Consider the following 11,511-nt stretch of genomic DNA (forward strand, 5'->3'; position numbering starts at 1 on the left):
TAAAAGTCGTTTTTTCGTAAATTTTCGATAATTTGCGCTTTCTTTTAGTAATAGGGCTTTTTCATGTATTTGCAAAAACTATCTTTGGTAAATTTTAAAAATATTGAATCGCAAACTTTTGATTTTCAAAAGAAAATTAACTGCTTTGTTGGGAATAACGGTATTGGAAAAACCAATGTGTTAGATGCAATTTATTATTTGTCATTTGCTAAAAGTTACTTCAATTCGATTGCAGGGCAAAATATTCGACACGGTCAAGATTTTTTTATGGTTGAAGGAGATTATTTATTAAATAATCGACAAGAAAAAATTATTTGCTACTTAAAAAGAGGTCAAAAAAAAGTATTGAAACGTAACGGGAAAGCCTATGAAAAGTTTTCTGAACATATAGGACAGTTGCCGTTGGTGATCATTTCTCCTGCGGATAGGGATTTAATTGTTGAAGGAAGCGAAACTCGTCGTAAATTTATTGACGGAGTAATTTCTCAACAAGACAAAAAGTATTTACAAACTTTAATTTCGTATACTAAAACTGTGAGTCAGCGAAATGCATTGTTGAAGTATTTTGCTGCAAATAGAACATTTGATGCGTTAAATTTAAAAGTATACGATGAGCAACTAATTGAGTACGGAACGGTTATTTATAACAAAAGAAAAGCTTTCTTAGAAGAGTTTGTGCCTATTTTTAACGATAAGCATAAAATTATTTCTGGAGCAAATGAAGAAGTAAATTTGCGTTATAAAAGTCAGTTACACGATGTGTCTTTAGAAGTTTTGTTGCAACAAAATTTAGAGAAAGATAAGATGCTGCAGTATACATCTGTTGGAATTCATAAAGATGATTTAAATTTTGAAATAGAGGAACATCCTATTAAAAAATTTGGTTCACAAGGACAGCAAAAATCGTATTTAATAGCATTAAAGTTAGCACAGTTTGAATTTATTAAAAAGCAATCTAACGTTACTCCAATTTTATTATTGGATGATATTTTTGATAAGTTAGATGAAAACCGAGTTGCTCAAATCGTTGATTTAGTAAATAGTGATGAATTTGGACAAATTTTTATTACAGATACGCATGCCGATCGAACAGAGGAAGTGATAAAAAAGAGTAATCAAGAATATCAGATTTTTAAATTATAATCTTATTGTAAGAAAGGAAAGCAAAGCAAAAAGTAAATCAAATGGCTAAAAGAGAAAATGATAGTTTTTCATTAAAAGACTTGATGGGAAGTTTTATCCAAGAGAACAATAAATTAAAAAAAGGATTTCAAAAAATTCATATTGACGAAGCTTGGGAAAAATTGATGGGTGCAGGAGTAGCTTCTTATACTAGTGAGGTTAAATTACAAAACGGTACGCTGATTGTTCGTTTATCTTCTTCTGTATTGCGAGAAGAGTTAAGTTATGGTAAGGATAAGATTATACGCATGATTAATGAAGAGATAGGAGAGGAGCTTGTTAAAAAGTTGATGTTGGTGTAGTTCTAAAACGGTTAATAACTTCGCTAACGGTCTTGTGTATGATTTCGTTGCGTGTTTTAGTAACTAATTCTTAGTAAATATAAACCGAATAGAAAATTAGCGAGGATTTTTATGAGTAGGTGAGTACTAGCAATAAATTATATACGGTGTTACCAAACGTATTTTTTGATATTAATACCTTCGAAATCATTTCTCTTGGTTAAGGTATTTTAATCCCTGATACAAAGCTATTAATGGTACAGAGCGATGGTTTTCATTTTCAAAATATTCTATTTCGATATTTAGAGGTTTATCCGATTTCTTTTTTATTAAAGCATAGATAGAGTCATGTCTTTGTTTATTCCTTTTGTAATTAGCCTCTCCTTGATTGGCAGTAGCGATATAAAGTTTTTTGTCTAATGATATCGAGGAAATAGAGTCAACCTTATTTTTCATCATCTCCTCATTCCACCAAATACTTGGGTCTATAGAAATGTAAGCATTGAATATGCTATTTTTATCCATATAGGAGTTTAGTGTAAGTAGTCCTCCTAAAGAGTGTCCAACGAGAGTCCTAAAAGGTTCTGTCTTGTATTTTTTATCAATATAAGGTATTAGTTCTTTCTCAATGAAATTCAAAAAACTCCTTCCACCTCCCATATTATTAGGTCGTTTGGTCTTAATTTTTGTAACAGTAAAATCTCGTTCACGGTCAACATTCTCTACGGCTATAATAATACTTTCAGGCATTAAATTGTTTCGAGTCCTATTAGAACTCATAAAATGTAATATTCCAGATGTTGTTTTAAAATGAGTATATCCATCCAGTAATATGATAACTGGATATTTTTTGTCAATTTCAGATGAATCATTGTATGAATCAGGAAGACTTATTAAACAAGTTCTTTCTTCATTTAAAATATTAGATTTAATAACAAGCTTACTTCCTATTATAATGTCTGTTTCATTCTGTCCAAAAGTCTTTTGTATTCCTGAAAGAAGAATGTATAAAATTACAAATGTCAAACTTCTCATAGTTTGCTTTATATGTTTGATAACTTTTTTAAGAATATGAATCGATTTTAATGATTTATATTCAACGTTAGCGAAGTTATTAGAAATTAGAGTAAGATTCAAGCTAAATTATAAACAAAAAACTCGCTACAATTAAGTAACGAGTTTTTTTATTGTTGTTTCCTCATTGAGTTTAAGCTAAACAATAACGATTGATGATTTTTCATTAGAATCATATTTGATGTTAATTGTTTCTCCAACTTTAGGTATAGATAGTTTAGACACATGTGTTGTGGTATTAATATCAAATTTTTCACCAGACTCTGATTCAACATGAAGGCTTAACAGAATAATAGGGTCGAAATTTACTAATGATCCTGTGTCTTGTACTAGAGAAACTTTAGCTTTAGCAGGTGTTCCTTCTGTAATTAATCTTTGTTGTTTACCAACTAAATCAATTTGAGCTTCAGAAGCTTCAAGTATGTCGTTTGTTTCATCAACAAAACTTTTACCTAAGAATAATTTTGTTAGCCAGCCAACTATACCTCCTGATATTACTTTTTTTGTTTGTTGAATTGCTTGTTTAGGATCTTGATCTTTTGCCATTTTTTTTAATTTTTAAGTTGTAGAATTATTTTTCGCTTTTTTTAGCGGAAGGCAAAACTAGGTAATATAAAAGCTTTTTAAAAGGAAGTTGCTGAATAAAAGAAAGATTAAATGTTAAGTATTTGTTTTATAGTTTCTTAATGGAAGGGGGCGGTTGTTTTTATAATAAAAACTAAGTGTTATAGTCGTTAAATAGAATGTTAAGCAAAAAAAAACTCGTTACGATTGTGTAACGAGTTTAATATATAAAGTTTATTCTTTTTAAGAATTAAAACATTTCTCTACCAGAAAAGTGGAAAGCACCTTCGATAGCTGCGTTTTCATCAGAATCAGAACCGTGTACAGCATTTTCTCCAATAGAAGTAGCGTATAACTGACGGATAGTTCCTTCAGCAGCTTCAGCTGGGTTTGTAGCACCAATTAAAGTTCTAAAATCTTCAACAGCGTTGTCTTTTTCTAAGATAGCAGCGATGATTGGTCCGCGAGTCATAAACTCTACTAACTCACCAAAGAAAGGACGTTCACTGTGTACTCCATAAAAAGTCTCAGCATCACGCTTAGTCATTTGTGTTTTTTTCATAGCTACGATTCTGAAACCTGCAGCATTAATTTTTTCTAAAATTGCACCAGTATGTCCGTTTTCTACAGCATCTGGTTTAATCATTGTAAAAGTTCTATTTGTTGCCATTATTAAATGTAATAAATATCAGTATATGATAAATTCCTTAATTGTTGTTGATTATGCAAACTTCGCATAAATCGGCGCAAAAATACACTTTTTAATGTTATTAGCAAGTTAAGGGTATACTTGGTTGATTTCTTGTAAGATAGATTCGTTTTTGCCGCGCATTTGAAAGGTGACTTTTTTAGTTTTTAAGTCTAAAAGCAACGTTCCATAGCTTAAAGAATTTACAACATTTCCTATTCTGAAGTTGTTTTCTTCTGAAGAAAATGAAGAATATGCATGTGTTAATCCACTTGATGTGAAATCTATAATAGGATAAGCAAGACCTTCAATAGTTGTTTTAGAAAACTCAGAAATATGTCTGTCTCCAGAAAGAAGAATAACATTTGTGTTTGTTGATTTTTTGATTAGGCTGAACAATTTATCCACTTCGTGTGGAAAGTTAGCCCATTTTTCAAATCCGTGTTCTTTAGGTAGTATTTGGATGCTGCTAACCACTATAGTAAAGGTTGCGGTAGAGTTTGTTAATTCGTTGGTAAGCCACTTCCATTGTATTTTACCCAAAACGGTACCTTCATTATATGGATTTGGTTGAAAACGTTGTCCATTTGTTCCTTTGGTAAGAGAAGTTCTAAAGTAGCGAGTATCTAAAACAATAATTTTAACACTACCATCTTTTGTATTAAAAGTATGAGAGTGATAAACACCTTTTTGCTTTCTTCTAAGAGAGTTTTTAGGTACATCTAAAAAATCTAAAAATAGTTGCTGACTTTCATCCTTCATTTCAAATTCTACTCCTGCATCATTTTTACCATAATCATGATCATCCCATGTAGCAAGAACAGGAACCTTACTAGTTAGTTCTTTATAACTTTTTACTTTCTTTTGAGTTTTATACATACGTTCCATCTTACGCATGTTATTAGTGTCGGCATAAATATTATCTCCACCCCATACCCATACATCTGGTTGAAGTGAAAGAATGTCTTCCCAAAAAGGGTTGTTAAGTCTTTGGTTATTACAAGATCCAAAAGCAATGGTAAATGTTTCTTGAGAAAAAGAGGTAAAGGATATACCTAGAGAAAAGATTAGTAAAGTGGTAAATTTATTAGATTTCATTAAGTTTTAATTTTTAAACGAAGAAACAAAAAGAAATACATAAAAAGGTTAATATAGCATTAATTTGTATATTCGCCCTTTATGATTTTGAAACACTTTACAGAACTACAAGAATTCTTGTCAGAACCTAGAAATGTTGTAATAATTGGGCATAGAAATCCTGATGGAGATGCAATAGGTTCAACGTTAGGATTAAAACATTATTTAGATAAAAAAGGACATAAGACTCAGGTGTTAATGCCAAATGAGTATCCTGATTTTTTACACTGGATTCCAGGATCAAAGACAGTAAAACGTTTTGATCGTCAGAATAGTCAATCAGTCAAAGCTTTAAAAAAGTCTGATATAGTTTTTTTATTAGATTTTAATGCGTTGCATAGAGTAGGAGATGATATGCAAAATACATTAGAGCAATATGAAAACGATTTTGCTTTGATAGATCACCATCAACAGCCAGATGACTTCATGTATATGTATTCTGATACATCTATGTCTTCAACATGTCAAATGGTATACAACTTTATTGAAATGATGGGAGATGTTGAGTTGATAGATAAAAATATAGCGACTTGCTTATATACGGGTATTATGACGGATACAGGTTCTTTCCGTTTTAGATCTACAACTAGTACTACCCATAGAATTATTGCAGACTTAATAGACAAAGGGGCAGAAAATGATAGAATTCATAGTAATGTTCATGATGCAAATTCATATAACAGATTACTACTATTAGGTCAAGCATTGAGTAATATGAAAGTTTTACCAGAGTACAAAACAGCTTTTATTACCCTAACTGAAGAAGAGAAAAAGAAATTTAATTACGAAAAAGGAGATACAGAAGGGGTAGTAAATTATGCACTATCTTTGAAGGGAATTGTATTTGCAGCCATATTTATAGAAGATGAAGAGCAAGGGATTGTAAAAATGTCTTTCCGTTCAAAAGGGAAATTTTCAGTAAATCAGTTTGCACGTAATTATTTTAATGGAGGAGGACATGATAATGCAGCAGGAGGGAGAAGTGATGATAGTATGGAAAATACGATAGAGAGGTTTAAGTCGTTATTACCTACATATCAAAAAGAGTTAGAAAATTCGTATGAAGCATAAAATAACATTTTTTGTTTTTATGACCTTGGTAATGGTTTCCTGTAAAGAACCAGAAGCAAGAAGGCCAAAGCAACACGGTACTACAAATTTTTATAAGGAAGTTCTCAAAGAGAATAAGAGGTTGAATACCCTAGAGAAAAAACGTCTAGAAGAATGGGTAGCTAAAGACACCGTTAAAGTATATAAAAGTTCACCTAATGGTTTTTGGTATACCTATGTAACAAAAGATACTTTAAATTCAAGTTCTCCACAAGTCGAAGACTTAGTGATGTTGTCATATGATATAGTTGACCTTAATGGAGATATTCTTTATGAAAAAAGGGAGAGAAGTTATAAAGTAGATAAAGAAGATTTTATTCCTGCATTGCAAGATGGAATAAAGTTGATGAAAAAAGGAGAAACCATTACATTTGTCATTCCATCATACAGAGCTTTCGGAGTTACGGGAGATGGAAATAAAATAGCTGTAAATCAGCCAATACAAAGTACAGTAACATTAATCGATATAAAATCAAAAAAAGAAGAATGAAATTAACTAACATTTTAGCAGCCACAGTTGTAGGTTTATCAATTGTTTCATGCAGTAACGGTCAGTTTAAACAAAAAAGTTCATTAGCAACAGAAGTAGATTCTGTGAGCTATGCTTTAGGTTTAGATATGGCTAATAAAATCAAATCGAATTTTGATGAAATGGATCAAGATTTATTCGTGCAAGGTTTTAAAAACGGAATGGATTCTACAAACCTATTAGTAGAGTCAAAAGACATAAACAATATCTTAAGAACATTTTTTCAGAAAAAACAACAAGAAAAAATGAAAGAAATGCAAGAAGAGCAAGCTAAAAAAGCAGAGGCTGAGTTTGGAGATAATAAAAAAGCAGGAGAAGAGTTTTTAGCGGAAAATAAAGCAAAGGATGGAGTAAAAACTACCGAAAGCGGTTTACAATATGTTGTTTTAAAAGAAGGTGAAGGAGATGCTCCTACAGCAAACTCAAGAGTTAAAGTTCATTATCACGGTACTTTAATTGATGGAACTGTGTTTGATAGTTCAGTAGAAAAAGGACAGCCAGCTGAGTTTGGAGTAGGGCAAGTAATTAAAGGATGGACAGAAGGCTTACAGTTAATGAAGCCAGGAGCAAAGTATAAGTTCTTTATTCCACAAGAATTAGCTTATGGTCCACAACAAAGAGGACAACATATTAAGCCTTTTTCAGCTTTAGTTTTTGAAGTAGAGTTGTTAGAAGTAAAATAAATAAAACTTAAATAGTTGATAATTAATTAGGTTAGCACTTGTTGTTAACCTAATTAATTGTTTATAAGAGAAAATAAAACGAAATAAATGAAATTATTTAAAATTGTACTTGTTGTATTGGTAGTATTTGTATCATGTAAATCAGCAAAATATCCTAATTTAGAAAACGGATTATATGTAGATATCCAAACCAATCGAGGTGATATTTTAGTGAAGTTTTTTTATGATAAAGTTCCAATGACGGTGGCGAATTTTGTAGCCTTGAGTGAAGGAACACATCCTAAAATGATAGATTCATTAAAAGGAACACCGTTTTATGATGGAACGAAGTTTCATAGGGTTATTAAAGATTTTATGATACAAGGTGGGGATAGAACAGGAACAGGTGCTGGTGATGCAGGTTATACATTTGCTGATGAATTCCCAATGGATGAAGAAGGTAATTTATTGTATAAACATGATGGCCCAGGAGTATTGTCTATGGCAAATTATTCAAGACCAGTTACGAATTCGAGTCAATTTTTTATAACACATAAAGCAACACCTTGGTTAGACGGTGGGCACTCTGTTTTTGGTCGTGTTTTAGAAGGACAAGCAGTAGTGGATACTATTCAAAAGAATGACTATATAAAACATGTAGAAATTTTAAGAATAGGAGAAGAGGCGGCTAAGTTTGATGCTCCTGCGGTTTTTGAAAATGAATTAGCAAACGTTGAAAAGAAAGAAGAAGAGAGAAAGAAAATGCTAGAAGAGTTAAAACAAAAATACCAAGAAGAACAAGGAATTAATGATGCAATTACAACTGATTCTGGTTTGAAAATTTTATCATTACAAAAAGGAAGCGGGAAAAAAGTAAACCCAGCATTACCAACAACAGCACATTATACGCTGTATTTAGCAGATGGAAGAAAGATTGATTCTAGTTTAGATAAAGGAGAGGCTTTTGTATTTACGGTTGATGATGAAAAACTTCCACTAATAGCAGGCTGGAAAGAAGGGGTGAAAACAATGAGAGAAGGAGATAAAGTAAGGTTATTTATACCTTCTTATTTAGGTTACGGTGATCGTAGAGTAGGGCCAATACCTCCAAAATCGGATTTAATTTTTGAAATAGAAGTATTAAAAGTAGGAAAGTAATTGTGATAGAAAATATTATACAAAAAGATAAAGAGCTTTTAATTTATCTTAACAATTTAGGAAGCGAGCAATGGGATAGTTTTTGGTTAACAATAACCAATCAATTTACTTGGACACCACTGTTTGCTTTTGTGTTGTTTTTAGTGTTTAAACAGTTTGGATGGAAAAAAGGAATATTTACGGTGTTATTTATAGCGGTTATTGTTGCTTTTTCTGATCAATTTACAAACTTGATAAAAAATACTACAGAAAGAATTAGACCTTGTAATACTGAAGGTTTAAAAGAGTATTTGAGAGATTTTACATATAAGCCTAGAGGATATAGTTTTTGGTCTGGTCACGCTTCGTTATCTACTACAATAACAACTTTTATGATTCTGTTGTTAAGAAAGCACATTAGATTAATTTACTTAATGATTTTATTTCCTTTAATTTTTGGGTATAGTAGAATATATCTAGGTGTGCATTTTCCAGTAGACGTCACTACAGGGTATGTTTCAGGTGTAATTTTAGGAGCATTATTTTATTTTGGATACTTAGCTCTAGAGAAGAGAATTAGGTTAGGGAAAGAGTAGTGTTAAGGTTATAAGAAACGTTACTGTTTCTAATCAATAAAAAAAGCTTACAATTTTGTAAGCTTTTTTTCTTTAATCCCCTAAAAAAAAATCCGAAGCTTTCGCTTCGGACTTGCGGAGAAAGAGGGATTCGAACCCCCGGTCCTGTTACAGACAACGGTTTTCAAGACCGCCGCATTCGACCACTCTGCCATTTCTCCTGAGTGCCTCATCAGATATTTCCTGATTGCGGGTGCAAATATATGACCTTTTTTCAATTCAAAAAAAGTTTTTTGATACTTTTTTTAATAAAATTTAAGCTTTAAAAGTGTTGTGAAACGTAATGCTTTTGCTATCAATAAGTTTGGTGTAAAATAAAATTTTAAAAAATTTAAATAAAAAAATAAACTAAACATATAATAGGGTGTGATAATGGATTAACCGATAATTATAAGAATGAAAATTATCATTTTTTAGTAAATAAATTCTACCTTCGTCCTATTAAATAGTAAGGTATGTTTAATTCATTTGGAAATATTTTAAAGCTAACTACGTTTGGTGAATCTCATGGAATAGCAATTGGAGGTGTGATTGATGGATTCCCTTCAGGAGTAAAAGTTGATTTTGATGCTATTCAGCAAGAATTAGATCGTCGTAAGCCAGGGCAATCTAAAATAGTAACACAACGTAAAGAACCAGATACGGTTGAGTTTTTGTCGGGTATTTTTGAAGGGGTGACTACTGGAGCATCAATAGGTTTTGTAATAAAGAATACAAATCAAAAAAGTAAAGATTATAACCATAATACAGATGTGTACCGTCCTTCACATGCCGATTATACGTATGATAAAAAATACGGAATTAGAGATCATAGAGGTGGTGGACGAACATCAGCAAGAGAAACAGCCAATTGGGTTGTAGCAGGAGCTCTAGCAAAGCAATTAATCAATCACATTAATATAAATGCATTTACATCATCAGTAGGAGATGTTTTTATGGTAAAGCCATATCAAGATTTAGACTTTTCTAAAATTGAAAGTAACATTGTCCGTTGTCCTGATGAAGCATCAGCTGAAAAGATGATTGATAAGATTCATGAAATACGTAAAGCAGGTGATACTATTGGAGGAACAATAACATGTGTAGCACAAAATGTACCTGTAGGTTTAGGAGAACCTATTTTTCATAAATTACATGCAGAGTTAGGAAAAGCCATGTTGTCTATCAATGCTGTAAAAGGGTTTGAATTTGGAAGTGGTTTCTGTGGAGCAAAAATGCAAGGTTCTGAACATAATGATATTTTTAATCCAGATGGAACAACACAAACTAACTTGTCAGGAGGAATTCAAGGAGGGATTTCTAACGGAATGGATATCTATTTTCGAGTAGCATTCAAACCTGTAGCTACAATAATGCAAAATCAAGCTACGACAAACTCAAAAGGTGAAGCTACCGAGATACACGGAAAAGGAAGACACGACCCTTGTGTAGTACCAAGAGCTGTACCCATTGTAGAGGCATTAACAGCTTTAGTACTTGCTGATTTTTGGTTAATGAATAAAACTAGAAAAAAATAAAAAATAAAAAGCCCAGATATATCTGGGCTTTTAAATATCTTAAAAACACGACTCTTTCTAGTAAAGAGTTAACATCGCATTTTTATCGTTATTGTTGAATGTGGTAGCAGGTCCACAAGACTGCATAATTGAAGTGTTGTCAGATCCAGTTGGAGTACCAGCAATATGAATAGCTCCTACACCAGCACTACCTTCATTAACATTTTGTCCACAGCTTTCACGTGTTTGATAATCAGTATGACGGAAACCAATACAGTGTCCAATTTCATGAGCCATAGTTCCAGCAAGCTCGCTAGAAGTAGGTGCAATAGACAATTCAAACCATCTACTGTTAATACCGAAACCTTTAGCAGGATCTCCTCTTCTAGTTGGGAAACCAGCAGCTCTACCTAAAGTGATAAATCCACCACTTTCTAATTCGTAAAACTCATTAACTTCAATATCAGCTTTAGATTTACCCTTACCACCATAAGAAACTCTTTGGTAAGTTAATTGAGAACCTAAATTGTTTAACATAACAATAGTTTTGTCTAAAGCATCAGAACCTAAAGTTCCTAAATCAGGAGAAACACTTACTGTAATAACTCTAGGTAAACCAGTTACTAAGTTAGTAGTTCGGTAATGTTCAGTGTTAGGGATGTTAGCCCCTTCACCTAACTCATCAATTTGAGCAAAAGTAAAGAACATGTCTTCTACAGCTACACCTTTTTCTCCCATAAAGGTAGTTACTTTAGCTGAAGAAGTTTCGAAATAAGCAGCTTGTAGTTTTGAAACTATTTCAGGCGTAATTTCGCTAGTTTCGTTGTTTGGAATAGTCTCTTCTGAAGAGTTACATGCAGTAAATAAAATAACTGCGAAAGCCAAAAGGCTTAATAGTTGTGAATTTAAATTTTTCATTTTTTTGAAAGGATTTTTATTAAAAAATTTCAACGAATGTATGTTTTTATCATGGAATATGCAAAAAAAGTGTTTTATTTGCGTTAATAATATATTTT

Annotated in this window: 13 protein-coding genes and 1 tRNA gene; 8 read left to right on the forward strand and 6 right to left on the reverse strand. The window is 31.9% G+C overall.

Features of this window, described 5'->3' with window-relative positions; all coding sequences use genetic code 11:
- Nucleotides 1-63: 63 nt before the first annotated feature.
- Both recF and ACKTTR_RS04700 read left to right on the forward strand, forming a co-directional pair.
- Complete coding sequence (recF, locus tag ACKTTR_RS04695) at nucleotides 64-1,143, forward strand: DNA replication/repair protein RecF (protein ID WP_408026738.1); 1,080 nt, start codon at nucleotides 64-66, stop codon at nucleotides 1,141-1,143.
- Nucleotides 1,144-1,184: 41 nt separating this feature from the next.
- On the forward strand, nucleotides 1,185-1,484 hold the full coding sequence (locus tag ACKTTR_RS04700; protein ID WP_099215390.1) for a DUF721 domain-containing protein: 300 nt from the start codon (nucleotides 1,185-1,187) through the stop codon (nucleotides 1,482-1,484).
- Nucleotides 1,485-1,670: 186 nt separating this feature from the next.
- Here the strand turns inward: ACKTTR_RS04700 and ACKTTR_RS04705 are convergent, their stop codons facing one another.
- The 4 genes from ACKTTR_RS04705 to ACKTTR_RS04720 all read right to left on the reverse strand — a co-directional run bounded on the left by ACKTTR_RS04705 (nucleotide 1,671) and on the right by ACKTTR_RS04720 (nucleotide 4,887).
- Nucleotides 1,671-2,498 (reverse strand): alpha/beta hydrolase, encoded by an 828-nt coding sequence (locus ACKTTR_RS04705; RefSeq protein WP_408026739.1) that lies wholly within the window; start codon nucleotides 2,496-2,498, stop codon nucleotides 1,671-1,673.
- 177 nt (nucleotides 2,499-2,675) lie between these two features.
- Nucleotides 2,676-3,083, reverse strand: coding sequence for a hypothetical protein (locus ACKTTR_RS04710; protein WP_408026740.1), 408 nt, complete (start codon nucleotides 3,081-3,083; stop codon nucleotides 2,676-2,678).
- A 268-nt stretch (nucleotides 3,084-3,351) separates the two neighbouring features.
- Nucleotides 3,352-3,771 carry a nucleoside-diphosphate kinase gene (locus ACKTTR_RS04715; protein ID WP_028892988.1) on the reverse strand — a complete coding sequence of 140 codons (420 nt, stop codon included), beginning with the start codon at nucleotides 3,769-3,771 and terminating at the stop codon, nucleotides 3,352-3,354.
- A gap of 108 nt (nucleotides 3,772-3,879) precedes the next feature.
- The gene (locus tag ACKTTR_RS04720; protein WP_408026741.1) at nucleotides 3,880-4,887 is read right to left on the reverse strand and encodes an alkaline phosphatase D family protein; all 1,008 of its coding nucleotides are present in this window, start codon (nucleotides 4,885-4,887) and stop codon (nucleotides 3,880-3,882) included.
- Nucleotides 4,888-4,968: 81 nt separating this feature from the next.
- Here ACKTTR_RS04720 and ACKTTR_RS04725 point away from each other — a divergent pair, with 81 nt between their 5' ends.
- From ACKTTR_RS04725 to ACKTTR_RS04745, 5 genes are all read left to right on the forward strand, one after another.
- Nucleotides 4,969-5,997: a DHH family phosphoesterase gene (locus ACKTTR_RS04725; protein ID WP_408026742.1), complete on the forward strand. Its 1,029-nt coding sequence runs from the start codon at nucleotides 4,969-4,971 to the stop codon at nucleotides 5,995-5,997.
- Entirely contained in the window at nucleotides 5,987-6,526 is a 540-nt protein-coding gene (gldI, locus tag ACKTTR_RS04730) for a gliding motility-associated peptidyl-prolyl isomerase GldI (protein WP_408026743.1), read from the forward strand. Before ACKTTR_RS04725 ends, gldI begins: the two co-directional genes overlap by 11 nt.
- Nucleotides 6,523-7,248 (forward strand): FKBP-type peptidyl-prolyl cis-trans isomerase, encoded by a 726-nt coding sequence (locus ACKTTR_RS04735; protein ID WP_408026744.1) that lies wholly within the window; start codon nucleotides 6,523-6,525, stop codon nucleotides 7,246-7,248. The genes gldI and ACKTTR_RS04735 overlap by 4 nt, the downstream gene beginning before the upstream one ends.
- Before the next feature lie 87 nt (nucleotides 7,249-7,335).
- Entirely contained in the window at nucleotides 7,336-8,385 is a 1,050-nt protein-coding gene (locus tag ACKTTR_RS04740) for a peptidylprolyl isomerase (protein ID WP_408026745.1), read from the forward strand.
- 2 nt (nucleotides 8,386-8,387) lie between these two features.
- A complete protein-coding gene (locus ACKTTR_RS04745; RefSeq protein ID WP_408026746.1) occupies nucleotides 8,388-8,960 on the forward strand; it encodes a phosphatase PAP2 family protein in 573 nt (190 codons plus the stop codon).
- A 115-nt stretch (nucleotides 8,961-9,075) separates the two neighbouring features.
- On the opposite strand, the gene ACKTTR_RS04750 is transcribed toward ACKTTR_RS04745, so the two are convergent.
- A tRNA-Ser gene (locus tag ACKTTR_RS04750) sits at nucleotides 9,076-9,160 on the reverse strand.
- A 294-nt stretch (nucleotides 9,161-9,454) separates the two neighbouring features.
- Here ACKTTR_RS04750 and aroC point away from each other — a divergent pair.
- A complete protein-coding gene (gene aroC / locus ACKTTR_RS04755) occupies nucleotides 9,455-10,516 on the forward strand; it encodes a chorismate synthase (RefSeq protein ID WP_408026747.1) in 1,062 nt (353 codons plus the stop codon).
- 57 nt (nucleotides 10,517-10,573) lie between these two features.
- Here the strand turns inward: aroC and ACKTTR_RS04760 are convergent, their stop codons facing one another.
- Nucleotides 10,574-11,413: a M57 family metalloprotease gene (locus tag ACKTTR_RS04760; protein WP_408026748.1), complete on the reverse strand. Its 840-nt coding sequence runs from the start codon at nucleotides 11,411-11,413 to the stop codon at nucleotides 10,574-10,576.
- Between the last annotated feature and the right edge of the window lie 98 nt (nucleotides 11,414-11,511).

The organism is Tenacibaculum litoreum, from assembly GCF_964513915.1.
In the GTDB taxonomy this organism is placed as follows: domain Bacteria; phylum Bacteroidota; class Bacteroidia; order Flavobacteriales; family Flavobacteriaceae; genus Polaribacter; species Polaribacter litoreum.